Origin of the sequence: Pseudomonas sp. 9.1(2019) (genome assembly GCF_009910445.1) — a bacterium.
GTDB classification, from domain to species: Bacteria; Pseudomonadota; Gammaproteobacteria; order Pseudomonadales; family Pseudomonadaceae; genus Aquipseudomonas; species Aquipseudomonas paraversuta.
This window is the reverse complement of sequence record NZ_VBWF01000010.1, coordinates 702,073-726,626: the sequence shown is the minus strand read 5'-3', so window position 1 is coordinate 726,626 and position 24,554 is coordinate 702,073. Positions and strand designations below refer to the sequence as shown.

Below are 24,554 nucleotides of genomic sequence, written 5' to 3'. Positions count from 1 at the left end.
CGTAATAGAATCCATCGATTGCAACGGCTCGCAGCCTCGTTCCTCGTCAGCGACTACGGGCGGGGCAGGGTGAACGCTTGCCGGAAGCGCTCAAGGGCCAGCTCACTGTCGCCCGAGGCCCAGCCTTCCAGTCCCACCACGCCGCTGTAGCCGATGCCGTGCAAGGCTCTGGCGATGGCCGGGTAATGGATCTCGCCGGTTCCGGGTTCCTTGCGCCCCGGAACATCCGCCACCTGGATTTCGCCAATGGCCGGCCCCGCGCGCTGGATCAGCTCGATGAGGTTTCCTTCGCCGATCTGTGCATGGTAAAGGTCCAGATTCAGTTTGAGGTGCGGGCTGGCAACGGCTTCGATCAACGCCAGGGTGTCCTCGGCGCGGGCGAACGGGGTGCCGGGGTGGTCCACCTGTGTGTTGAGGTTTTCCAGCAAGAACACCTTGCCGGCCGCTTCCCCCAGCCTGGCAATTTGCTCCAGGGTCTTGCAGGCACTCAGCCACATGCGGCCAGTGGTATGGCTGACCGGCTTGACCGGCAAGCCCTGGTCGCCCAGGCCGGTGCCGTGCAGGTTGAGGCTCGGGCAGTTCAGCTGCGCGGCCACGGCCAGTGATTCCCGGGCGCTGTCGAGCAACTGGCGAATGCCTTCGGGTTCCGTCAGGGTGCCCGAGATGTAGCCGGTCATGGAGGTGAAGTCGGCGCCGGTGGCAATCAGGGCGGCGATGTCCTTGTTGGTCCAGTCCCAGATTTCAACGCTCAAGCCCTGGGCATGAATACGTTTGACGCGTTCGGTGAACGGCAGGTCGAGAAACACCATTTCGGCACTCACCGCCAGTTTGAACGGAATAAAACCCATGCTGTTGCTCCTTAAAGGCGGACAGGTCCGGCCTGTTGCACTGACTCGATACAGGCGCGGGCAATGGCCAGCGCGGCGCGGGCGTCTTCGCCGCTGGCCAGTGGTTTGCTGCCCGTGCGAACGCAGTCGACGAAATGATTGAGCTCGGCAATATAGGCATCGCGCAACAGCTCAGTGTCGAGGCGCCGGGTCTCTATCTGGATCCCGTCGCCCAGGTAGCCGACCTTGTCCGATCGGGCGATGCTGCCCATGGTCAGCATGCCGCCACTGCCGAAGACCTCGCCGCGCACGTCATAACCATACACGGCCTGGAAGTTGGCCTCGGCGGTGGCGATCGCTCCGTTGTCGAAGCGGATCGTCACCACTGCGGTGTCCAGCAGGCCCTTGCTTTTGTAGGCGGGCGCGACCAGCGCGTCGGCCATCACGAAGACTTCGACCGCTTCGGCACCGGGGTTCAAGTAGCGCAGGGTGTCGAAGTCATGAATCAGGGTTTCCAGGAATATCGTCCACTGGGGCACCCCGGCCGGGTTGCTCAGGCCGGGGTCCCGGGTCAGCGAACGCAGCAATTGCACAGTGCCGATGCGGCCGGCGAGTACATCCAGGTGGGCATCACGAAAGCCCCGGACAAAACGGCGGTTGAAACCCACCTGCAAGGTCACGTTGGCCCTGGCGGCAGCGGCGATGGCACGGTCGGCTTCCTCCAGGGTGATGGCCATGGGTTTTTCGCAAAAAATGCTTTTGCCGGCCTCGGCGGCGCTGATCACCAGTTCGGCGTGGCTGCGGGCGGGGGCGGCAATCAGGATGGCGTCGACTTGCGGATCATCCAGCAGTTGCTGCGGATCGCTGTAGACCCGTTGTACCCCCAGTGTATCGGCCAGTCGCGCAGCCTGGCCCGGGGTCGGGTCGGCGATGGCAACCAGACTTGCGCCCGGAATATGCAGGGCAGCCGTCTGACCATGAAAACTGCCCATGCGCCCGGCACCGATGAGGCCCAGGCGGATAGTTTTAAGCGTGCTCATGTAATGACTCCTTTTATTGTTGTTCGCGGTTGGCTGAGCAGCTGGAAGCGCAGGTGCTCACCAGACCCAGGAGCAAAGCCTGTGCCAATGTTCAAGTAATTAAAAAATAACGATTTAAAATTAAATGCTTAAGCAGTCATGTCCATATTTCAGACATGTCTATGCTGACATGTCTAAAACATGGACATGGAAGCGACCGCACATGACGGTTGATCAACTGATGGCGTTTAGTTCCGAAGACCTCAATTACATTACCGCCCTGGGGCCTGCCTCACTGGGGGAGGGGCCCATCGTTGAGGTGCAGCAGGCCTGGCAGGATTGCCTCAGTGGTAGCGCAACGCGGCCGGCCGGGGTAAGGCAGGTGATTTGGGACTCGTGGCAGCGCAGCCTGACTTGCGGGATAGATCCGCAGGATTGCGCCTACCGTTTTGTCGACCCGCAGATGCTGGCCGCCAGGCTGGAAATCAATCGCCATCTGATTGCCGGCGCAGCACAGGTCATGACCGGGTTGCTGGCCTACAACCCCCGCGGGCACATCAATCTCACCGATGCCGAGGGCGTGACCTTGCACTTTTGTGGCCTGGACCTGACGCCGGTCGGCAGTCGCCTGCTGGAGACGGTGCAGGGCACCAACTGCACCGGGCTGGCCATCGCCGAGGACCGTCCGGTGTATGTACTGGCTGAAGAAAATTTTGCCACGGCTTTGCGCCAGCGCCGCATGCACTGCGCTGCGGCACCGATCCGCGATGCCCAGGGCAAGACCTTGGGCATGCTGACCCTGACGGCCGAGCCGGGGTGGTTCCACTTTCACACCCTGGGCACGGTGCAGGCGGCGGCCGAGGCGGTATCGCGGCAGTTGGCGCTGCAGGAACTGCTGGAGCAGCAACAGGCGGTGCTCGAGGTACTCAACGAGGGGCTGGTGGTGCTGGACGGTCAAGGCCGGATCAAGGCCATCAACCGCTATGGCCGGCAATTGTTCCGCGTCGGGCTGGATGTGCTGGGTTGCCCGTTCCGCCAGCTGGGGCAAAGCGAGCTGACGGATGAGATTTTGCTCCACTCAGGGGAAAGCCTGCGCGATCTGGATTGCACCTTTGTACTGCCTGATCGCAGCCACCTGGCCTGTCTGGTCTCGGTGTGTTCCCTGGAGCAGGGCGGACGCATTGTGTCGCTGCGCGAGCACCGACGAATTCGTGAAATCACCCGGCGCATCATCGGCACCCAGGCGACCTATACCTTTGACACCATTGAGGGGCAGTCCCGGGCTATTGAAGATGCTTTGCATCTGGGGCGGATTGCCAGCCGCAGCGATTCAACCACGCTGATTCTGGGCGAAAGCGGCACCGGCAAAGAACTCTTCGCCCAGGCTATCCACAATGCCAGCGAGCGGGCCAGTGGCGCCTTCGTGGCGGTCAATTGCGGCGCCATCCCCCGTGATCTGGTGCAAAGCGAACTCTTCGGTCATGTCGAAGGGGCCTTTACCGGCTCGGCGCGTGGAGGCTCGGCGGGGAAGTTCGAACTGGCCGATGGCGGCACCATTTTTCTGGATGAAATCGGCGATATGTCCTTCGATGCCCAGGTCAGCCTGTTGCGGGTGCTGCAGGAGGGTGAAGTGACGCGGGTGGGGGCCAAGAAGTCGCAACGGGTGGATGTGCGGATTATTGCCGCCACCCACCGCAACCTGAGTCAGGCCGTGGCTGATGGAGCTTTTCGCGAGGATCTGTATTACCGCCTGAATGTGCTTAACCTGACGGTTCCGCCATTGCGCATGCGCCGTGAAGACATTGCGCTGCTGGCCCGGCATTTCCTCGGCCGTTGCGCCCGTTCACTGCGCAAGGCGGTGCTGGGCATATCCCCGCAGGCTCTGGCCATGTTGACGGCCCATAGCTGGCCGGGAAATGTCCGGGAGCTGGAAAACGTGATCGAACGCGCCACCAATCTGGCCGCAACCGCGCACATCGAGGTGGGCGACCTGCCACTGGACATCGTTCAGGGGCAACCGCGGGCCGCGCTGGAAGATGTGCCCGTGCCTGGCGCCGGGCCGGGTTTGGGGGCCGTGGAAGCGAATGCGATCTGCGCGGCGCTGCGAGATACAAAAGGCAATATCCGCCTGGCCGCGCAGCAGTTACAGGTGTCCCGCGCAGGCCTGTACAACAAGATCAAGCGCTTCGGGCTCAGCGTCGACGCCTATCGCCAGGGGGCCGATTAGCCCCTTCAACGGGCCGGCAGTTGTTCCAGGGCTGCGCGCAGCGCATCGGCATCGGCAAACTCCTGCTGTGCGACCAGGGTGCCGTTGTCCAGTTGCATCCAGAGCACCTTGTCTTCGGCGCCAGGGTAGTTGGCGGCAATACTGCCATCGCGATCCAGTATCACGCGGTAGTTGTAGTCACGCATGGCCGGGATGGCGATGAATTTGCCGATCAACGATGGCATGCGTTGTACATCTGCAAGGAAGGCAACATCGCGGGCTTGCAGGTAGCCCTTTGGCTGGTTTTCCAGCGCGGCTTTCACCAGCTTGGAACCGTCCATGTTGCGCGCCACCAGGAGCACGCGGGTCTGGGCATCCAGGGTATAGGGTTGATCATGCTGGTCTTGCAGAGTCCAGGGTGTCAGGTGATCACCGATGTTGGCGGCAAAAGCCGGCATGGACAGCGCGCTCAACAGCAGTACAAGTGCAATTTTCACCGTTTACTCCCTCCTGATTCAGGTTGTGTGTTCGCGCCTCATCAGACCTGCGCGGCGGGGATGGTAGCTGTGCGGCCGGTGCGGTGACAGCGGTAAAGTCATGGCGCCCGTTCACCCGGAGCCGGACAGGCAGGGACGCGGCGCATTCATTAGGTGTGCAGGGTGGAACCAAGTATTTTCAAAATATGTCTACTGGCCTGATGGCCTGCCCCATAATTGGCGGTGCCTTTCCGGCAACCAGTGGTAAACAGGATTAGAGCGCAATGGCTGACTGGCTCCAGCACGACGGTGTAATGGCCCAAAAGATCAGAAATCATGACTGGGCCAGTACCTCTCTTGGCCCCCTCGATGGGTGGCCGGATGTATTGAAAACCACCGTGGCGCTGGTGCTGGCCTCGCACTTTCCGCAGTCGATTGTCTGGGGAGAGGATTTAATCACCCTCTACAACGATGGGTTTGTGCCCATTCTCGGGACCAAGCCTGAAGCCTTGGGGCGGCCCTTCAGTGATGTCTGGAAAGAGGCCTGGAGCGAAATCAGTGGCATCGCCGATGACGCATTTGCCGGGCAGGCCACCTATATCGAAAACTTTCCCCTGGTGATTCAGCGCAGCGTCCGGCCCGAGCTGGCGTACTTCACCTTCTGCTACAGCCCGATCCGCGATCAGTTCGGCCAGGTGGTGGGGATGCTCAACACGGTGACTGAAACCACAGCCACGGTTCTTATGACCCAGCGCCTGGCGGTGCTGGATGCCATCGGCAGTGCCGTGTCCGAGACCAGCGACCCCCGGGAAATCATGCAGGCCACCATGGGCACACTGGCCGGGTATCTGAAGGTCACCCATTGCGCCTATGCGGACATGGAGGACGATGAAGACGGCTTTTTCATTCGTGACAACTGGCTCGTCGAAGACGCTACCAGCCTGTTCGGTCAATACCGCCTGGGTGATTTCGGGGAGGGGCCGCTGGCCAGCCTTCGCGCCGGCCAGCCGCTGGTGATCAATGATATTGCAAGTGATCTGGCCCCCGGGGTTGCAGCCACTTTCCGTGCGTTCGGGATTGTCTCCGCCCTGTGCCTGCCGCTGATCAAGGGCGGCAAGCTGACGGCCCTGATGGCCATTCACGACAAGGCGCCACGTACCTGGTCACCCTACGAGCTGGCTTTGCTGGGTGAGGTGGCCGAGCGTTCCTGGGCCCATATTGAGCGTGCCCGGGCCGATGCTGCTGTGCGTGAGGGGCTGGCCGCACTGGAGCACTTGAACCTGACCCTGGAGGAGCGGGTACAGGAGCGCAGCGCGCGTCTGCTGGTTGCCGAAGCGGCCCTGCGTCAGTCGCAAAAGCTCGAAGCCATCGGCCAGCTCACCGGCGGTGTGGCCCATGACTTCAACAACTTGCTGACCATTATTCGTTCCTCGGTGGACTTTCTGCGCATGCCCAACCTCTCGGACGAACGCCGGGAGCGTTACATGAGTGCGGTCTCCGACACCGTCGAGCGTGCCAGCAAGCTCACCAGCCAGCTGCTGGCTTTCGCCCGGCGCCAGCCGCTGAACCCGCAGGTGTTCAATGTCGGGCAGCGGATCCAGGATATTGGCGACATGCTGAATACGCTCACGGGGGCGCGTATTCAAGTGAATGTCCAGTTGCCCGAGCAGGCGTATTACATCCGTGCCGACTCCAGCCAGTTTGAAACCGCGCTGATCAACATTGCCTTGAACGCCCGCGATGCGATGGAAGGCCAGGGCAGCCTGACACTTCGTCTGGACCACAATGTTGCGTTGCCGCCAATCCGTGGCCATGCCGGATCCCGGGGCAGCTTCACCGCCATTTCCTTGCAGGACACCGGTGGCGGGATTGACGCCCGGGTGCTGGAGCATATTTTCGAGCCGTTTTTTACCACCAAGGAGGTGGGCAAGGGTACCGGGCTGGGGCTGTCCCAGGTTTTCGGTTTTGCCAAGCAGTCAGGCGGCAACGTTGATGTGTCCAGTATTGCCGGCCAGGGCGCGCGGTTCACCCTGTATCTGCCCCAGGTCGACGGGAGCGGGGTCGATGAGCTGCCTGCCGATGGCCAGCAGTGGGGCGAGCCATCCGCAGAGGAGGGTAAATACCGGGTGCTGATCGTAGAAGACAATCTTGAAGTGGGGCGTTTTGCCAATCAGATCCTCCAGGATCTGGGCTACGAAACCGCATGGGCGGCCAATGGGCAAGAGGCATTGTTGATGGTGGGCCCGGACGCAATGGCGTTCGATGCCATTTTTTCGGACGTGGTCATGCCCGGCATGACCGGGGTGGCGCTGGCCCGGGAGCTGCGTCTGCGGCGCGCCGAACTGCCTGTGATTCTGGCCTCGGGCTACAGTGATGAGTTGGCCCGCAGTGCTTGCGAGGGCGTTGAGTTTTTAGCCAAGCCGTATTCGGCGGATCAGGTTTCCCGTATTTTGCTCAAGGCCATCAGAAAAAAATAACTGCCGGCGCAGGGTTGATGCGCTTGCTCATGCACGTTCAACCAGGTTCAAAAGGAAGCGCACAGATGCCCCGTCTCACTGCTAAAGACTTTGCTCCTGAATTGCTTGAACTCTATGACTATTACGCCCACGGTAAAATCAACCGGCGCCAGTTTCTGGATCGGGCGGCGGTCATTTGCGCAGGCGTGTCAGCACTCTCGATACTGAACGCACTCAGCCCCGATTATGCCCTTGCCGAGCAGGTGGCTTTCACCGATCCGGACATCCTGGCCGAGTACATCACGTATCCCTCGCCCAAGGGGCACGGGCAGGTGCGCGGTTATCTGGTACGTCCAGCCAAGGCGCAGGGCAAGTTGCCCGCGGTGGTAGTGGTTCACGAAAATCGCGGGCTCAACCCCTATATCGAGGATGTTGCGCGGCGGCTGGCCAAGCAGGGTTTTATCGCCCTGGCTCCAGACGGCCTGTCGTCGGTGGGGGGCTATCCCGGCAACGACGAAAAAGGTCTGGCGCTGCAGCAGACGGTGGACCCGGAAAAGCTGATGAATGACTTTTTCGCCGCCATTGAATGGTTGATGCAGCACGATGCCGGTACCGGAAAAGTCGGGATCACAGGATTCTGTTATGGGGGCGGGGTGGCCAATGCGGCGGCGGTGGCGTATCCGGAGCTGGGGGCAGCGGTGTCCTTTTACGGGCGTCAGCCTGGCGCCAATGAAGTGAGCCGGATCAAGGCTCCCGTCATGCTGCATTACGCCGGGCTGGATACGCGCATCAACGAGGGCTGGCCGGCCTATGAACAGGCTTTAAAGGCCAGCGGGAAAGTCTACGAGGCGTTTATCTACCCGAATGTAAACCACGGTTTTCATAATGACTCCACGCCTCGCTACGATGAAGCAGCCGCTACGCTGGCGTGGAGCAGAACCCTGGACTGGTTTGGCAAGTACCTGTCGTAACCGGCCTCAGCCTTTGTTCGACAGGCGTTTTGGCCAATTGCCGCCACAGGCCCGCTGGCATTCTTCTTCGGAATCGTAATACACGTGGGTGGCGGCGTTGCGCACCCGCACATCGGCGTCAGCCAGGGCCTTGTCGGTCAACTCGACCATGAAGTGCGCCTCGCCATCGGCCAGGGCAAAGTCTTTGCTGTCCTTGGTATCGAACACCCAGACTATCTTCAGGCTGGCAGGGAAGGCCTCATAGTTGACGGTGTGGGTCAGCCAGACAAACCCCGGGATTTCATTTTTCGCCTTTTCACAGGCAATGGTCAGGGCTTTAACCAGGCGGCGTTCAATTTTGGCCTGGTTGGCTTTGCTTAAAGACATGGGTGAATCCTGTTGGCGGGCGGGGCAAAGGGCCAATCATACGTGAGTTTGGAGTTTTGGGTCTGGTTGAGGCACTTGTTGTGGGAGCCGGCTTGCCGACGATTCGGGCATTGGCGCAGCGCTGAAATCATCGCGGGCAAGCCCGCTCCCACAGGTTTGCGGCAGTTGTTGTGGGGAGCTGGCTGCCGGCGATACGGGCACTGGCGCAGCGCTGAAATCATCGCGGGCAAGCCCGCTCCCACAGGTTTGATGCAGTTGTTGTGGGAGCCGGCTTGCCGGCGATGGGGGCGCTGGTGCAGCGTTGAAATCATCGCGGGCAAGCCCGCTCCCACAGGTTTGATGCATTTGTTGTGGGAGCCGGCTTGCCGGCGATTGGGTACTGGCGCAGCGCTGAAATCATCGCGGGCAAGCCCGCTCCCACAGGTTTGCGGCAGTTGTTGTGGGAGCCGGCTTGCCGGCGATGGGGGTACTGGCGCAGCGCTGGAATCATCGCGGGCAAGCCCGCTCCCACAGGTTTGCGGCAGTTGTTGTGGGAGTCGGCTTGCCGGCGATTCGGGCATTGGCGCAGCGCTGGAATCATCGCGGGCAAGCCCGCTGCCACAGGTTTGAGGCAGCTGTTGTGGGAGCCGGCTTGCCGGCGATCCGGGTACTGGCGCAGCGCTGAAATATCGGTTTTCGTCCAAAGTGCCACCTGAGGTAGAATGTCGCGGCTTCAGACTGGCCGCCCCGGGCTACAAGGTCCACGCAGGCTCCCCGGAAGGAGCTGCGGGCAGGTCGCAGAGCAAAGGGATCGCATAAGTTGCAAGCATGAATGTCACCCAAGTAGCTGAAGCCAAAATCAATAAGAGATCAGCGCCCAAGGTACATAAAAGTGAGGTCTATAGTGTACATAGGCCTTATAACTCTACCCGTTCAAGGCTTGAAGACCGGTTCGATTGCAGGCCACATGCCTGCACCGGGTCGAGCTCTGTCATGAACCGCGTGCCGGGTAGATGGCGTTTTATCTTAGGTACCAAAAATGTTTAAAAAAATGAATAAGGGGCTACTGGGCCTGGCGCTGACCATGGGACTTACGTCCGTGCAGGCTGCCGAGACCAAACAGGTGGATGTTCTGCTGATCGGCGGCGGCATCATGAGCGCAACTCTGGGTGTCTGGCTCAATGAGCTGGAACCCGGCATGTCCATGGAGATGGTTGAACGTCTCGATGGCGTTGCCCTTGAAAGCTCCAATGGCTGGAACAACGCGGGTACCGGTCACTCGGCTTTGGCCGAGCTGAACTACACCCCGGAAGACAAGAACGGTAACGTCGAAATCCCGAAGGCCATTGAAATCAATGAAGCCTTCCAGGTATCGCGTCAGTTCTGGTCCTGGCAGGTCAAGAACGGCGTACTGAAAGATCCGCGTTCGTTCATCAACTCCACTCCGCACATGAGCTTTGTGTGGGGCGATGACAACATCAAGTTCTTGAAGAAGCGCTACGAAGCACTGCAGGCGAGCCCTCTGTTCGCCGGCATGCAGTACTCCGAAGACCCGGTTCAGATCAAGAAGTGGGTTCCGCTGATGATGGAAGGGCGTGACCCGAACCAGAAAATCGCGGCCACCTGGTCTCCACTGGGTACCGACGTCAACTTCGGCGAAATCACGCGCCAGTTCGCGGCTTACCTGCAAACCAAGCCCAACTTCTCGCTGAAGCTGTCGAGTGAAGTCAAAGACATCACCCGCAACGCTGATGGCACCTGGCATGTGGTTTACAAAAATCTGAAAGACGGTTCTGAAACTGCCACCGACGCCAAGTTTGTATTTATCGGCGCAGGCGGCGGTGCACTGCACCTGCTGCAGAAGTCCGGCATTCCTGAAGCCCAGGAATACGCAGGCTTCCCGGTTGGCGGCTCGTTCCTGGTGACCGATAACCCGACTGTTGCCCAGCAGCATTTGGCCAAGGCTTACGGTAAGGCTTCGGTAGGCGCGCCACCGATGTCGGTTCCGCACCTGGACACCCGCGTGCTGGATGGCAAGCGCGTCATTCTGTTTGGCCCGTTCGCTACCTTCTCCACCAAGTTCCTCAAAGAAGGTTCGTACCTGGACCTGCTGACCAGCACCACCACCCACAACATCTGGCCAATGACCAAAGTCGGTATCGAACAGTACCCGCTGGTTGAATACCTGGCCGGTCAGCTGATGCTGTCGGACGAAGACCGCTTCAATGCGTTGAAAGAGTACTTCCCGGATGCCAAGTCTGAAGACTGGCGCCTGTGGCAGGCCGGCCAGCGCGTTCAGATCATCAAGCGTGATGAAGAGAAGGGCGGCGTGCTGAAACTGGGTACCGAAATTGTCAGCGCCAAAGATGGCAGCATCGCCGGTCTGCTGGGCGCTTCGCCTGGTGCATCGACCGCCGCGCCAATCATGCTGACCGTGCTTGAAACCGTGTTCAAGGACAAGGTTGCGAGCCCTGAGTGGCAAGCCAAGCTGCACCAGATCGTGCCGAGCTATGGCACCAAGCTCAATGGCGATCCGGATCGCGTTGCCAAGGAATGGGCCTACACCGCCGAAGTTCTGCAACTGACTCCGCCGCCGGCAATCCCGGCTGCAACGCACACTGCAACTCCTGCTGACGCACAGGCCAAGCCTGCGCCGAGCAATCCAGCGGCCGACATGGCGCTGTAAAAAATCAGCCCCGCCCGACGCAGGTCGGGCGGGGCTGTTTTCTTCGTATCACCCCTCGCAACATCCCCCTCGCTCAGCTCACTGCGTACCGAACAACGCGGTCCAGTAAATCCCTGCGTCACTTTTCGGGTCTACCGCGTAAGCGGCACCCAATTCGCGGAACTGCGGATTCATCACATTGGCACAATGCCCGGGACTGGCCAGCCAGCCATCGACCACCTTGCGCGGTGTGTCCAGGCCAGCGGCAATATTCTCGCCGATTTGCTGACCTATATAGCCCGCCATCTCGGCGCGATCCCCCGGCGTGCCGCCGGTGCGGTCCTTGTGATCGAAGTAGTTGTTATTGGCCATGTCCCGGGTATGGGTCTGGGCAGCTGTGGCCAGTGTCGCGTTCCAGGTGACGGGTGTCGTGGGACTGAAGGCCTGGGTGCCGCACTGGCGGGGCTGGGTACGGGCGCTGTTGATCAGCTCAAGCACCTTCTGGCCTTCGGCTTGCGCGTCGCCCAGGCGCCCGGTCAACAAGGGGCGCGCCAGCACGATGCGCCAGTCGCGTTCGTTATGGCTGACGCCGATATCGACAAATTGCGGGTCCAGCACCACTTTGCAGAAGCTTTCCTGGACGGCCTGCATGGCGGCCTGGGCATCACGTGGCCCGGAGAGATTGATCGCCTGCACGTTAACCATGGGGTAGGCCGCCCGCCCGAGGGCTTCCTGCAGATCACCAAAGCGGGTGGGCGGTAGTATCAGGCGGGTATCCGCGGCCAATGGCGGCAGCTCTTGCGAGGCCTGGCCTGCACAGGGCTGGATCTGGCTACGGTAGGCGTTGATCGCGTCCACCAGTTGCGACTCTTCGCTGGCTGCAGCCGTGCCGCTCAATACCAGCCCCAGGGCCAGGGCGGCAAAACGGGTCAGGGTGAAATGAACACGCATAAAGGTTTCCTCTGTCCGGAGTGCGCCCATGATGCGTTATTTCACCCCGGCAGGGGCAATCGCTTTATCAGCCTTTTACCTGCGCCACAAAAGCCCTGGCCCTGGCGCTCAGTTGATCGATCTGGCGGTCGCGCTTTTTCTCGGCATCGAGCATGGCTTTTTTGCCGTTGCGTTGCAGCAGATAGGTATGGATCTGCCGCACTTCGGTCGAGTTATAGACGGCGGCCACGTCGAGCACGCCCATCAGGCCATCAGTGCTGTGGTCGCGGGTGTTCATCAGTACTTGCGGGCCGCGGGTGCCCAGCACCTGAAACCCCGATTGTTCAAAAGCCGCGACCTTGCTCACGCTGCAGGTCAATTCGCAATGGGGGTAGCGGCGCACCACTTCCCGGACCATTGCCTGAGTCACTCCCAGGTGTCGATGACTGGCCAGCTCTGCCATGTAAGCGATGCCGCAGGCTTGCGGGTCATCCTTGACCGGCAGGTACAGCACGAAACCGGTGACTTTTTCCGGGTCCTGGTCATCGGTGGCGACTATCAGCTCAACGGCTATCCCTTTGCCACCGCCGAGTGCTTCCAGGTACAGATGGACTTCAAAGCCGATTGCATATTGATAGATGCTGTACAGCAGATTGCTCGGGGCAATCTCCATGGCACTGATGTCGGTCAGGTGGTCGACCACCAGTTGCAGGATCTGGCCGTTGACGGACTCGGGGCAGGGGGTGTCGAAGTGGGTGAGGGTGGTCATGAATCATTGTCTCCGGGTGCCGCAATATATCTGCAGGAGCGAGCTCTTCAACAACTCGCGAGCAAGCTTGCTGCTACTGCGCAGGCGGGTTTAGCGCTGGCTCAACCAGAAGTCATGCAGGCCACGTGCTGCCGGCTCGATTTCAGCAACCTGTTGCTGATGGGCGGCCACGTCCAGATCCTGCGGCAGCTCGAAGTTGTCCTGTTCGGCACATTCGGAAATGCCCTGCAGCAGCTGCGCCTGAACCACAGGCAAGGGTGTCCAGTTGGCCACGGCGACACCGCGCAAGTAGCCAAAGCACCATTCTTCGGCAAGGGTAACGGGCTGGCCGTTATGCTCGGTTTGTTCGAAACGGGGGGCGAATACTTCGCTGCCATCGGCCAGTTGGCGGGCCAGCGTGTTCATGTGGCGCACACTCAGCTCGATGAACTGCTTGGCTTCACCGGTGTTTTCCCAGTTCGGGTTCTGGCCGCCCCAGATAGCCGGGAACCAGTCAGCGATATCGACCTGTGCCGGGCCGGAGACCAGCGCGGTGAAGAAACCATCCAGCTCGCAGGTGTTGAGCACGGAGTGGTCGTCGCCATGTTTGAGCAGGATGTCGTCGAGGATTTCGAAATCGGCGTCGTTCAGCGGTTGAGTTTGCATGGGCAGGTTCCTTGACCGGTTGCGCATCTTGGGGACGCAGGGCTGAGCGTTAAAAAGTCGCGGAGAATGCCTTCTGCCGCGACTTTAATCCAGAGCCAATTGCCTTTGGGGTCTGCTAGTCAATCAACCTGAACAATAGACTCGACCACAAAGTATTTAAACCCGGCTTTGGCCAGGGCTTTTTTGGCGGCCTGTTCCGCATCGAACCGGCTCAAGGTCTTGGCATCATGCACGAACCGGGTTTCTTCTCCGTCGTACTCTTTGCTCACCTGCAGGGTGACGCGCAGCATCGGGCCGCGGCGCTTGACCGGCTCCTTGGTCGGTGTCTTGGGCGACAGCAGCGCAGGCTTGACCGGGACAGGCTCGGGTTTCACAACGACAGGGGGCGCAACGGGGGTGGCAGGAGTGTCAAGGCCGAGCGCTCTGCGCATTTCGTCCTCGGTGAATCCGGAGCTCATGTTAAGACTCTAATTGGTTTGAAAGACGCGCTTATAGGGTGCTACGCCGATGATGGCAAGCTAATTCAGTGTGCTGTTACCAAATAAGGCCTTTTTGCCATCAAACAGCCCATGGGCGGTGCGACTCAGGTGTCGCGCAGCAGGTCGTGGCTGTCCAGCAGCTTGTAGGCAATTTCGGGGTGTTTTTGCAGTGCGCGGCGGATGGCTGCTGGGATCTCCTGGCGGGTTTTGCGGCACAGGCCGGGTTGCTCCAGCACCCGGATGTCGATCCCGCGCATGGTCCGCACCTCATTGAAGCCGGGCTCGATGGCCACCCGGATGCCCAGCTGCTCGTGCATCCGGCGCTGCATATGTTCGAGGTCGCTGAGGCTTTGAATGTTCTCCAGTCGTTGCAGCAGGACTTTCTCAGCCTGGCGGGTCAGGCTGAGGATGCGCAGGTCGGTCTCAGGCGTCGCCAACAGCTGTTCCCGCTCGCAATTGCAGGCGCCGGGAGGGCAGGGAGAGCGCACGGCCGGGGAAGGAGTCATCGGCCCAGCATAGTCGCGCTGCGGTTCAGGCGTCCAGACGCAGCGCTATCAGGGGCTTATGCGTCAAAACCTTCGTCCAGAATCCCGGCATACAGCTGGCGGTCAATATTGGCTCCGCTCAGAATCACCGCCACCCGCCGGCCTTGCTGCTGCGCCTGCTCCTGGATCAAGCCGGCCAGCGCGGCGGCACCTGCGCCTTCGGCGGTGTTGTGGGTGGTTTCATGGCACAGGCGCATGGCGTTGGCTATTTCCCGGTCCGACACCCGAATAACCCGTGCCGCGCCCTTGGCGATGATTGCCAGCGACTCGGGCAATGGCTGGCGGCAGGCGAGACCATCGGCAAAGGTGTGCGCGGTATCGGTGCAGATGACCCGGCCCTGTTCAAAACTTTGCGCAAAGGCATCGGCATGGCTCGACACCACGCCGACGATCCTGGTCTTGAGCCCCAGCAGATCACGGGTGCGGATCAGCCCGCAAATTCCCGAGCCCATGCCGATGGGTACATACACCGTATCCAGTTCACTTACGGCTTCGAATAATTCCAGAGCGTAGGTCGCCACTCCTCGAATCAGGTCGGGATGGAAGGCCGGGACCAGATGCAAATCATGGTTTTGGGCCAGGGCGGCGGCTTTGCTGCGGGCTTCATCGAAGTCCTTGCCGCACTCGATCACGGTGGCGCCCATGGCGCGCATGGCGGCGTTTTTTTCCAGGGAATTGCCCTCGGGCACCACGATGCTGATTGTCAGCCCCATGCGGCTGGCGGCCAGCGCCAGGCTTTGCCCGTGATTGCCACGGGTTGCGGTAACCAGCCCCTTGATAGCGGGCTCGCGCGCAAGCAGGCCCTGCACATACAACAGGCCGCCGCGCACTTTGAAGGCGCCGGTGGGGGTGTGGTTTTCGTGCTTGACCCACACCGTGCAGCCCAGGCGATCGGCCAGCAGCGGCCAGGCCAGTTGCGGGGTAGGCGCCATGCTGCGGTACACATCAGTAGCGGCGAGGCGAAGGGAGTTCAAATCAAACATGGCGTACCGTCATCCAGGGGTTTGACTCGATTCTAGGCGCGCGGCATTGTATGGGCCGACCCTTATATTGCATGGCCAACAATAAATGTGGATACCTGACCTCGGCGAATCCCCGCTACCGCGCTATCTGGCGCTGGTGGAGGCCATTGCCCGGGCCATTGCCTGTGGCGATCTCAAGCCGGGGGCGCGCCTGCCACCGCAACGGCGGCTGGCCTGGGCCCTGGGCTGGAACCCCAGCACCACCATGCAGGCTTACCGCGAGGCTGCGCGCCGGCATCTGGTATCGGGTGAAGTCGGGCGCGGGACCTATGTGCTGGCGGGCAGTCAGGAGGCGACCCTGTTTCGTTTGCAGCAGGTCGACGAGCAGGCTGCCCGGATCGATCTGCGAACCAATGTCCCGGCCATTGATCACATCGGCCAAAGCGATGCGCAGGCATTGTCGGGCTTGCTGGCTAGCGGCCAGGCAATCCGCTTGCAAGGTTATCTGAGTGCCGCGGACCTGCTGCGGGCGCGGGTGCAGGGAGCGCTGTGGTTCAAGGGCCGGGGCCTGGAACTGGCAGTAGACAACATCATGCTCTGCACCGGTGCCCAGCAAGGCCTGTTCACGGTGTTGCTGTCGTTATGCCAGGCCGGTGAACCGGTCCTGGTCGAAGCCTTTACCGCACCGGGAATCAAGGCCGCCTGCGCGCAGTTACGCCTGCCGATGCACGGCGTGGTGATGGATTGCCAAGGTATAGTGCCGGAGGATTTTGACCGCATGATCCGCGCCACGGGCGCCAGGATTGCAGTGCTCACGCCAACCCTGCAAAACCCGACTTCAGCGCTGATGAGTGTCGAGCGCAAACAGGAGATTGCCCGGATCGCCCGGCGCCACGGGGTCTGGGTGGTCGAAGACGATGTCTACGGGGCGCTGACCGACAGTCCGCCGCTGTACCGCTATTTACCGGATTTCGGGGTGCTGGTGAGCAGCTTGTCCAAGACTGTCGCCGCGGGGGTACGCATGGGCTGGATCGTGGCGAGTGCGCCATTGCTGGAGCGCATTGACCCCCATGCCCAGTCCGCTCACTGGGGGGTTGCGCCGCTGTGCGTGGCCATTGCCTGCCAGTGGATAAGCGATGGAACGGCCCATGAGCGCGCGCAGTGGCAAACCCTTGAAGTGACCCGGCGCTGGCGTCTGGCGAAAAAACTGCTGGGGGCGGCCATGTACCAGTCCGACACTCCGTCGCCGCATATCTGGCTCAGCGTTGCCGAGGGCGATGTGTCGCTCGCCGAGGCCTGTCGCGGCGCCGGAGTGGATGTAGTGCCCGGGGACGTGTTTGCGGTGAAATCCACCACCATCAATGGCGTGCGCATCAGCCTGACGGCTGCCGAAAGTGCCCTGACCCTGAAAGTGGCACTGGAGCGCATCGCCGGTATCATCCGCCTGGATAAAAACCTCCAGGAGCGGGCGTGCTCGCGATAGCATCGCCGCGATCAGCCGCAAACACCGACCAGGGACACCCATGCGCAGAGAAATAGGCTACTGGCACCGCGAAGGCCGCGAGTTGTTTTACTACCTGGAATTCAGGCCCGAAACGGCCGAGTTCTACCTGACCTGCGAACACACCCCTGGCGAAGGCGAAGGCAGTGTGCGTTCAGTATTGCTCAGCGAGGCCCGGGGCGAGCGTTACTACGAAGACGCGTTGCTGATTATCAAGGAGGAGCTGTTCAAGCAATACACTGTGTGAAGGATTCACTTCCGGATATCGGTGACGGCAATGGCATTGCTGTCCACCGCCTGCTCCATGTCTGCAGCGCTCGCCTGGTGTCTTTCAGCGTTGCCATCGAGCAAGAAAATCAGGCATTGAATGTCGTATACAACGCCAGTGATATCCAAGGGGATTGATTACCAGCAAAATCAGTATTCTGGTATTAGAGGTACCGTTTACGCCGTTTTTAAACCTTTCGGGTTTGGCAACAGTGCAACACAAAGTGAGTATTCAATTTTATAGCCTGCCCGCAAAATACCGGGTCAGGTCTTTCAATAATATGCTGTTATTGATCTCGAACTATGCAGGTTGTTTTTCGGATGTATCCTACGGTCTGAATGAGTTGCGTGTCATAGAGTGCTCCGCTGATTAAAAGACGTGGTGCATATGGATAATGACTGTTACATGACGATCGACGGTAAAGGTCGCGCACTCTTGGCTAATGACGTCAATCTGCAGGAATACTTTGCTGTTCGATACCATAAGGTTGTCAGACAGGGAGCGCCGGGTACCGTTGTTGGGAGTGAAAGATGGGTCAACTAAAGGATACCTCTAAATCCAGTCGCTGCGATTATTCGGCCGTCTGTAAGCATGGCGCTTGTTTAGGTATGTACGCGCCGATTTTGTGCGTGGATATGAACACTCAAGTAAGGCGGCACTCACATTTGAAGTTATTTCCAACACCACAACAATAACACCCTGTCTGTGGAGGCCAGCAGTCGTGACCAGTCATCAATTCTTTGCAGTGGTCGTGTATTTTCTTTTATCCCTGGGCGCCTTTCTGATCTTTTACTCAATCTCACGAAGCCTCTCGGGTGCTAATCTTACACCTCGAAGGTTTTGGTTTTTCTTTCTATTTCTCGTACTTTGGGGAGGCATCCAGCTTGGTGTGGCACGCGATGGCTATATTTTATTGTATTTGCCTTTCAAGGGTTGCTTTGAGGGTGACTCTATAGTCAGGTGGATTGCTTTTGTTGGCGCTGTTCTGCAAGTCGCGTGTGTTCCCGGAAAGACACCGTCGAAGCGTTGGTTTGCACGCAGGTAAGTTTAAGATGGCAGGGGTCGATGTTTTGTGAGCGCGAGTGATAAGCGCTTTCTATTCAACGGCTCCTCGACCTGCTTTTTGCTGTATCCACCCCCTCGTCCCAGACGCGGAAGTCTTTTGAATAGCTATGTTCACAATTAACTACGGTTCCTATAGACGTAGTAGGCGGCTGCTCAGTTATTCGGACGTTTCGGATGAAAAAGCAAATCCGACCGTGGGTGCAGGCTTCAGTGGCATACGGGGCAGTATTTGAATGCGATCACCTAAACCCTGGCTCCGTTGATCCGGGTTGCGACGGCCTGAAGAGTTCACAGGTTCCCTTCAAGGCAACGAGTACCGATAATGCCGCCGGCCTGGCAGACGCCGGGTAAGGAAATAGCGACTCAAAGGAGCTGTAGATGCGCGCGTTATATGTATTTGCCTTGTTGGGCACCCTGTTGTTGACCGGCTGCGCCGGCAACCCGATGACCCCGGTGGCCGACCAGACGCTGCCAGCCGCTGCCCCGGACATGGCACAAGTGGTCTTTATGCGCGACGCCTTTACCGGTAAGGCGATTACCTCGTCGCTGTATGACGTGACGGATGGCAAGACCCGATTTATTGGGGTGATGGCCAACGGTACGAAAATCGCGCACCCGGTCACAGCGGGCAAGCACACCTTTATGGTGGTGTCCGAGGCGGCTGACTTTATGGAAGCTGACCTGGTGGCCGGCAAAACCTACTACGCCCTGGTAACACCGCGTATGGGGTTGTGGAAAGCCCGTTTCTCTCTGTGGCCGGTCAGCAACGACCCGGATGCGTCCCACAGTCTGAAGTCGAAAAACTTCAAGGACTGGGTTGAAGACACTGACCTGGTGACCAACTCGCCCAAGTCCCTGGCCTGGTATGAGCGGGTCAAGGCCAGCGTTGAGAAAAAACGTGCCGAGTACTGGCCGGTATGGCAGGAAAAGAGCGCCGAAGCTGTTGCCGAGCGCACCCTCAAGCCTGGCGATGGCTTGTAAGTGAATACGCCGGGGGGATGTCACCCCCCGGCGGTTTAAAACACCACTTCGCTGACCTGCAATACCCAGGCGATTGCCTGCTTCTTGTCATCCCACACATAACGAAAATGCGGCCCCTGCACCGGCAACGTCAGTGCCGGCGGGCGAAACGCGGCCACGCATTCGTGGCCTTCGAGGCGCACGCTGTTGTACAGCAAGCCCCATGCCCCTTCTTCCCGTAGTGGCCGGGCAAAGGCCTGGGGGATGCCGTAAGTGGCGGGAGAGGGCTGATGCAGGGCGGGTTCTGCGCGTACGTCGAGCATTGGCCGGCACACCTTGTTGATATAGGTGCGCAGGGTGATTTCAATACTGGCTTCCCGGGTGGCTCGCCAGAATTGCTCCTGATGAAAGCAGGTCTCGGCGATCGCCGCTTCAAGGCTGCTGGCGCAGTAATACACCCCGTAGCTGCCATCGGTAAAACGGCTGGCCCGGCCGATATGGGTAAAGGCCGCCATCACCGGGGTTGAGCCCTGGCCAGACAGCCGGTCTTCAGGCCTGACCCGGGCGAGCAGGCCGGCTTCATCGCGCAGGCGGTCATTGGTCAGCCCTTCCAGGGCATAGGCGAGTTCGAGGTCTGCCGGGTCGAGGGTGTCTTCAAACACCGAGATCGGCGGGAACGCACTGTTGATCAGGCGCCAGGCTTTGTCCCAGTCGGGCAAAACCCCGGGCATCAGCCGCGCACCCCGTCGAGGTAGCGGCGTACGTCAGCCAGGTCGACAACCTGACCGCCGAGCATGTAGCTCAGGGCCGTGAGGCCATTGAACGGCGCCGCGGCATTGGGTTTGTGCACCCATTCGTAGGCGCGCTCAGGCTGGTTGCTGAACAGGATGCGCAACGCTTTGTGCACCCCCATGAGATACGAAATACGCTCCAGGGTGTCGTGGGGCAAGCGCACGTTGGGCAGCTTTTTGTATTTGAAATAGGTGGTGTTGCCAATCGCCCCCAGCAACGTGCATTGCTGCTCTTTGCTGCAACCCCAATGCTCCATGAGATTGAAGAAAAAGGTCAGGGCGACGCGGCCGGCATCACCGGTGGTGATGTCGGGTTCGGTGTTTCTGGCGGCGAGACCCATGGCGTTCTCCTGGGATAAGGTCATACTTACCTTACTCCGCATATGAACTTTTTCAATCATTATGTTCGCAAGCGAATGGGGCTGGGCGCTTGCTGCTGCAGGCTGCGACAAGGCTCCCGTGGCCCTTCAGGATTTCAAGGCGCTTGCCCGGTTCATGCAGCGCTGGCGCCGCTCGTCCACCCGTTTGGCAAACCAGGCAGTCGTCAGGGTGCGGGTAATTTTCGGACTTTGCAGGGTAATGCCCGGCAGTACGGCGCGGGGCAGGGGTTTGCCCTGTTGGCGGTCGGCCATGGCGAACACCTTGCGGTACAGGTCGGTCTGGTCAAATTCAAGGCGGTCGCCTTTTAACAGCTGGTTTCTGATGGCGTTGTCACTGAGGTCGAGCTGCTTGCCCAGTGCGCGCGCCGCCCGCTCGGTAGAACCCAGGGCATAGGACCCGGGAACGGTCAGGTCACCGTCCAGGGCCAGAGGTATGCCGGAGAGCTGGCTCACGGCGTTTTGAAAGGCTGCATTGCGGCTGGCGTACCAGCCGGCATTAAAGTCGGCAAAGCGGTACAGCGATTGCGTGTAGTCCACCGGATAGCCCAGCAAGTGGGCAATACCGAAATACATACCGCCGCGGCGGGTGAAGACTTCCTGGCGGATTGAGCCTGCAACCGGGTACGGATAATCCCGCGCCTGTTTTTGTGCGAAGGCGATACTGACCTGCATCGGGCCGCCGGTATGCACCGGGTTCAGATTGCCGAACAGGCTTTTACCCAGCGGCACCATGCCGATGAAGTCGTCAAAAATGGCGCTCAGTTGACCCTCGGTCCGGGCTGCGTCGAGGCGCTGGTTGTAGGTTTTGCCATTTGCCGAGCTGATGTTCAGCGCGCTGCGCACCACAAATTCGGGGATATGCAATTTGCTGGCGCGGCGATTGATTTCAGTGCGGGCGATTTTCGCCAGCCCCGGCACCGGCGGGTCGGCCTGGAAGTTGGATTCCTGCTCGGCCACGGCCAGTACCGAACACAGGTTTTCATCACTGGGGGCCAGGCCCTGCGCAGCAAAGGCGGCCTGGATATCAGTGGCCCAGCCCTGGCGATCGGCAATGCTGGCCGGCAGCAACTGCACGACCCTGGCCCGCACCTGCTCCGGGGACCGGTCGGGTAATGATTGAGTGCCCTGGCTGCTGCAACCGGCAAGCACGGCTAATGGAGCAAGCAGCAAAAACTGCAGGAAGACTCGGTTCAACAGGGTTTGACTCCTCAAAAAATGGCCCGGCGCAAAGTACTTAATCGTCCCGGGTCAGAACTTCCAGCAACTGGATCTCGAACCTGAGGTTCGAGTTCGGCGTGATGTGTGCGCCCATGCTTCTTTCACCATAGGCCAGGTGTGCCGGAACCTGCAGGGTACGCGTACCGCCGACCTGCATGCCCATCAGACCGATGTCCCAGCCTTTGATTACCCGTCCAGTGCCAATCACGCACTGGAACGGTTTGCCGCGTTCGAACGATGAGTCGAACACTGTGCCATTTTCGAGCCAGCCAGTGTACTGGGTGGTGATCAAGGCGCCCTTGACCACGGCTTTGCCATCGCCCAGTACCAGGTCATTGATCTTTAGTTCGTCAGCCATGATGCGGGACTCAAAAAGTGAAGAGGGGCAACAGTTTACCCTGCCCAAGCGAGCTTGCCCGTGATGTTCTTGGCGCTGCAATGAGCACTGTTGGCCCTGTAGAGGGTACGGATCCGGCAATCGATTTAATATTTTTTGTCCGCCAAAGGCTCTAAAACAAAGGCCCAAGGGAACTTTATAACGAGTATCACTATCAAATGCGCTTTACTCTTAAATGAGATTGTTTATCATTGCGACCCTGGCAGTGCCGGGGAGCGCTAATCGAGCACGGGTCCATCCGGACCGTTCACACGCGATCCCAGCCTTTGGCCTGCTGAGCACACTCCATTGTTAAGGGATCAACTGGACATGTCGTCTCGATTCAAACGCAGTCAATTTTCTCTGGCTATAGTCGCCGCACTTGCTTCGCCAACCTTGCTCGCCGACGCGCTGGAGCGTGATCGCGATGAGGTCCCGGTGCAAGCCAGCGACCTGCCGGTCGATGGCACCCGGCAAGCAGTGCAACTGGAGGAAACCCGGGTACTGGGTACCGCTGCACAAGAGCTGAAGCAGGCGCCAGGCGTCTCGATTATTACCGCAGAGGACATCAAAAAGCGTCCTCCGGCCAACGACCTCTCCGACATCATCCGCCGAGAGCCCGGGGTCAACCTCACCGGTAACAGCTCCAGCGGCAGTCGCGGCAACAACCGCCAGATCGACCTGCGCGGCATGGGCCCGGAGAACACCCTGATCCTGATTGACGGCAAGCCGTCTTCTTCGCGCAACGCCCAGCGCTACGGCTGGAGCGGCGACCGTGACACCCGGGGCGAAACCAACTGGGTACCGGCCGAAGAAGTCGAACGCATTGAAATCCTGCGTGGCCCGGCAGCTGCCCGCTACGGTTCCGGGGCCATGGGCGGGGTGGTCAACATCATTACCAAGCGCCCGTCCGATAAGCTCAGCGGCTCACTCACGGCCTACTACCTGTCACCTGAAGACGACTCCGAAGGCATCAGCAAGCGTACCAACTTCAACCTCAGCGGCCCGATCACCGATGATCTGGTGTTCCGCGTCTACGGCGGCGTGAACAAGACCGACGCCGATGATCCGGGCATCAATACGGCCGCCCAGGCCTCGCCTGACAGCGTGGTAGCGGGGCGCGAAGGTGTGCGCAACAAGGACGTCAACGGCTTGCTCAGCTGGCAGTTCACTCCGGAACAAAGCCTGGACCTGGAAGCCAGCTACAGCCGTCAGGGCAATATTTTTGCCGGTGACACCATGCTCAACAGCGGTGGCGACTTCGTTAACAGCCTCACCGGCAAAGAAACCAGCGTGCTGCAGCGCAGTACCTTTTCGGCGACCCACAATGGCTCGTTTGACTGGGGCTCAACCACCGCCTCGCTGAGCCACGACCTGACCCGTAACGCGCGCCTTAACGAAGGCCTGGCCGGTTATGGTGAAGGCGCTCCTTCAGAGAGCGCCGGCCGGTTCGAATCGCGCCTGCGCAATACCCGCGCCACCGGCGAAGTGAACTTGCCGCTGACCATGGGCACCGCCCAGGTCCTGACGGTGGGTGGCGAATACCTGTACGAGTCACTGAATGATCCGGGCTCGTTGCGTCCGCAAAGCTGGGACCCGGGTGCCAACGGCGATGCTGCGATTCCCGGCCAGGACCGTAGCCAGACCAAAACCACCGCCAACAGCTACGCGTTCTACGTCGAGGACAACATTGAAGTCGGCGCCAAAACCATCGTCACCCCGGGCGTACGTTTCGATCACCACAATGAGTTTGGCGGCAACTGGAGCCCGAGCCTGAACGCCTCGCACCAGATCACTGACGAGCTGAGCATCAAGGGCGGTATCGCCCGGGCTTACAAAACCCCGAACCTGTACCAGTCCAACCCCAACTACCTGCTGTACAGCCGGGGTAACGGTTGCAGCGTGGTCGAGGCCAACATCGGTGGCTGCTACCTGGTGGGCAACCCGGACCTGAAGCCGGAAATCAGCATCAACAAAGAAATCGGCCTGGCGTTCGACAAAGGTACCTGGCGTACCAGCGCGACCTATTTCCGTAACGACTACCAGAACAAGATCAACGCCAGCAACGAGTCGGCGTTCCGCCTGCCCAACGGGCGTCGCGTGCTGCAATGGGAAAACAGTGGCAAGGCCATCGTTCAGGGGGTCGAAGGCAATCTGTTCGTCAACTTGCGCGAGGATCTGGACTGGAACACCAACCTGACCTACATGATCGAAAGCAAGGACAAGGAAACCGGCGACCCGCTGAGCATCATCCCCAAGTACACGCTCAACACCACGCTGGACTGGTACGCCACCGAAGCACTGTCGTTCCAGGTCAGCGGTACTTACTACGGCAAACAGGAAGCGCCCAAGCGCAACAACCGGGCCAACGAACAACTGGACAAGTCGGTCCAGCAACCGGTTGATCCCTATGGTCTGGTGGGGTTGAGCAGCGGCTATGAATTCAACAAAAACTTCAGCGTGCGGGTGGGCATCAACAACCTGTTCGACAAGCAGTTGTACCGCAAGGGCAACGCTGACGAAGCCGGCGCACAAACCTACAACGAGGCAGGCCGTGCCTACTTCGCCTCGGTGACCAGTTCGTTCTGATAACAACCCGGGCCTGTTCGGCACGAGCAGGCATTAACAGGCGCGACACCCACGCGGGTGCCGCGCCGTTGTCGCATCTGGTGCCGGTGAAAACCCGGGGTTCGATCAAGG

At 60.0% G+C, this 24,554-nt stretch carries 23 protein-coding genes; 9 read left to right on the top strand and 14 right to left on the bottom strand.

All coding sequences use genetic code 11. The annotated features are described in order from the left end of the window. Positions 1-53 precede the first annotated feature (53 nt). Together FEZ21_RS16610 and FEZ21_RS16605 are read right to left on the bottom strand one after the other, a co-directional pair. Positions 54-848, bottom strand: coding sequence for a TIM barrel protein (locus tag FEZ21_RS16610; protein ID WP_160627868.1), 795 nt, complete (start codon positions 846-848; stop codon positions 54-56). Between the two features lie 11 nt (positions 849-859). After that, positions 860-1,867: a Gfo/Idh/MocA family oxidoreductase gene (locus FEZ21_RS16605; protein WP_160627866.1), complete on the bottom strand. Its 1,008-nt coding sequence runs from the start codon at positions 1,865-1,867 to the stop codon at positions 860-862. A 202-nt stretch (positions 1,868-2,069) separates the two neighbouring features. Between FEZ21_RS16605 and FEZ21_RS16600 the strand changes: the two genes are divergently transcribed. Beyond that, complete coding sequence (locus FEZ21_RS16600) at positions 2,070-4,073, top strand: sigma-54-dependent Fis family transcriptional regulator (RefSeq protein ID WP_160627864.1); 2,004 nt, start codon at positions 2,070-2,072, stop codon at positions 4,071-4,073. A 5-nt stretch (positions 4,074-4,078) separates the two neighbouring features. Here FEZ21_RS16600 and FEZ21_RS16595 read toward each other — a convergent pair whose 3' ends face one another. Beyond that, positions 4,079-4,549 (bottom strand): hypothetical protein, encoded by a 471-nt coding sequence (locus tag FEZ21_RS16595; protein WP_010657436.1) that lies wholly within the window; start codon positions 4,547-4,549, stop codon positions 4,079-4,081. A gap of 263 nt (positions 4,550-4,812) precedes the next feature. Between FEZ21_RS16595 and FEZ21_RS16590 the strand changes: the two genes are divergently transcribed. Together FEZ21_RS16590 and yghX are read left to right on the top strand one after the other, a co-directional pair. Beyond that, positions 4,813-7,005 (top strand): GAF domain-containing protein, encoded by a 2,193-nt coding sequence (locus tag FEZ21_RS16590; protein WP_160627862.1) that lies wholly within the window; start codon positions 4,813-4,815, stop codon positions 7,003-7,005. Positions 7,006-7,070: 65 nt separating this feature from the next. Beyond that, positions 7,071-7,955, top strand: a complete 885-nt coding sequence (gene yghX / locus FEZ21_RS16585; RefSeq protein WP_160627860.1) for a YghX family hydrolase — start codon at positions 7,071-7,073, stop codon at positions 7,953-7,955. A gap of 6 nt (positions 7,956-7,961) precedes the next feature. On the opposite strand, the gene FEZ21_RS16580 is transcribed toward yghX, so the two are convergent. Beyond that, entirely contained in the window at positions 7,962-8,321 is a 360-nt protein-coding gene (locus tag FEZ21_RS16580) for a hypothetical protein (RefSeq protein ID WP_003446259.1), read from the bottom strand. Positions 8,322-9,339: 1,018 nt separating this feature from the next. Between FEZ21_RS16580 and mqo the strand changes: the two genes are divergently transcribed. Continuing rightward, on the top strand, positions 9,340-10,986 hold the full coding sequence (gene mqo, locus FEZ21_RS16575) for a malate dehydrogenase (quinone) (protein WP_003446255.1): 1,647 nt from the start codon (positions 9,340-9,342) through the stop codon (positions 10,984-10,986). A gap of 78 nt (positions 10,987-11,064) precedes the next feature. Here mqo and FEZ21_RS16570 read toward each other — a convergent pair whose 3' ends face one another. The 6 genes from FEZ21_RS16570 to FEZ21_RS16545 form a co-directional block, all read right to left on the bottom strand. Continuing rightward, positions 11,065-11,916, bottom strand: a complete 852-nt coding sequence (locus FEZ21_RS16570) for a CAP domain-containing protein (protein WP_003446254.1) — start codon at positions 11,914-11,916, stop codon at positions 11,065-11,067. Positions 11,917-11,983: 67 nt separating this feature from the next. Then, positions 11,984-12,664, bottom strand: a complete 681-nt coding sequence (locus FEZ21_RS16565; RefSeq protein WP_003446253.1) for a hypothetical protein — start codon at positions 12,662-12,664, stop codon at positions 11,984-11,986. Positions 12,665-12,754: 90 nt separating this feature from the next. Next, positions 12,755-13,309, bottom strand: coding sequence for a UPF0149 family protein (locus tag FEZ21_RS16560; RefSeq protein WP_127196429.1), 555 nt, complete (start codon positions 13,307-13,309; stop codon positions 12,755-12,757). 119 nt (positions 13,310-13,428) lie between these two features. Continuing rightward, positions 13,429-13,767: a hypothetical protein gene (locus tag FEZ21_RS16555; protein ID WP_010656936.1), complete on the bottom strand. Its 339-nt coding sequence runs from the start codon at positions 13,765-13,767 to the stop codon at positions 13,429-13,431. 125 nt (positions 13,768-13,892) lie between these two features. After that, positions 13,893-14,294 carry a hypothetical protein gene (locus FEZ21_RS16550; RefSeq protein ID WP_003446250.1) on the bottom strand — a complete coding sequence of 134 codons (402 nt, stop codon included), beginning with the start codon at positions 14,292-14,294 and terminating at the stop codon, positions 13,893-13,895. Positions 14,295-14,350: 56 nt separating this feature from the next. Beyond that, entirely contained in the window at positions 14,351-15,316 is a 966-nt protein-coding gene (locus FEZ21_RS16545; protein WP_003446249.1) for a threonine dehydratase, read from the bottom strand. An 85-nt stretch (positions 15,317-15,401) separates the two neighbouring features. On the opposite strand from FEZ21_RS16545, the gene FEZ21_RS16540 reads away from it, so the two are divergent. The 4 genes from FEZ21_RS16540 (at position 15,402) to FEZ21_RS16525 (ending at position 19,110) form a co-directional block, all read left to right on the top strand. Next, positions 15,402-16,778 carry a PLP-dependent aminotransferase family protein gene (locus FEZ21_RS16540; protein WP_160627858.1) on the top strand — a complete coding sequence of 459 codons (1,377 nt, stop codon included), beginning with the start codon at positions 15,402-15,404 and terminating at the stop codon, positions 16,776-16,778. A 40-nt stretch (positions 16,779-16,818) separates the two neighbouring features. Beyond that, positions 16,819-17,043, top strand: a complete 225-nt coding sequence (locus tag FEZ21_RS16535) for a hypothetical protein (protein ID WP_003446247.1) — start codon at positions 16,819-16,821, stop codon at positions 17,041-17,043. Then, entirely contained in the window at positions 17,040-17,201 is a 162-nt protein-coding gene (locus FEZ21_RS16530) for a hypothetical protein (RefSeq protein WP_156428477.1), read from the top strand. The genes FEZ21_RS16535 and FEZ21_RS16530 overlap by 4 nt, the downstream gene beginning before the upstream one ends. Positions 17,202-18,507: 1,306 nt before the next feature. After that, a complete protein-coding gene (locus FEZ21_RS16525; RefSeq protein WP_003446245.1) occupies positions 18,508-19,110 on the top strand; it encodes a hypothetical protein in 603 nt (200 codons plus the stop codon). 35 nt (positions 19,111-19,145) lie between these two features. Here the strand turns inward: FEZ21_RS16525 and FEZ21_RS16520 are convergent, their stop codons facing one another. The 4 genes from FEZ21_RS16520 to FEZ21_RS16505 form a co-directional block, all read right to left on the bottom strand. Continuing rightward, a complete protein-coding gene (locus FEZ21_RS16520) occupies positions 19,146-19,820 on the bottom strand; it encodes an RES family NAD+ phosphorylase (protein ID WP_010656933.1) in 675 nt (224 codons plus the stop codon). Continuing rightward, positions 19,820-20,221 carry an MbcA/ParS/Xre antitoxin family protein gene (locus FEZ21_RS16515; RefSeq protein ID WP_003446239.1) on the bottom strand — a complete coding sequence of 134 codons (402 nt, stop codon included), beginning with the start codon at positions 20,219-20,221 and terminating at the stop codon, positions 19,820-19,822. The genes FEZ21_RS16520 and FEZ21_RS16515 overlap by 1 nt, the downstream gene beginning before the upstream one ends. Before the next feature lie 126 nt (positions 20,222-20,347). Beyond that, positions 20,348-21,454 carry a DUF1615 domain-containing protein gene (locus tag FEZ21_RS16510; RefSeq protein ID WP_160627856.1) on the bottom strand — a complete coding sequence of 369 codons (1,107 nt, stop codon included), beginning with the start codon at positions 21,452-21,454 and terminating at the stop codon, positions 20,348-20,350. Between the two features lie 40 nt (positions 21,455-21,494). Further along, positions 21,495-21,836 carry an FKBP-type peptidyl-prolyl cis-trans isomerase gene (locus tag FEZ21_RS16505; protein ID WP_003446235.1) on the bottom strand — a complete coding sequence of 114 codons (342 nt, stop codon included), beginning with the start codon at positions 21,834-21,836 and terminating at the stop codon, positions 21,495-21,497. Positions 21,837-22,184: 348 nt separating this feature from the next. On the opposite strand from FEZ21_RS16505, the gene FEZ21_RS16500 reads away from it, so the two are divergent. Further along, positions 22,185-24,443, top strand: coding sequence for a FepA family TonB-dependent siderophore receptor (locus FEZ21_RS16500; protein WP_003446233.1), 2,259 nt, complete (start codon positions 22,185-22,187; stop codon positions 24,441-24,443). The last annotated feature ends 111 nt before the right edge of the window (positions 24,444-24,554 follow it).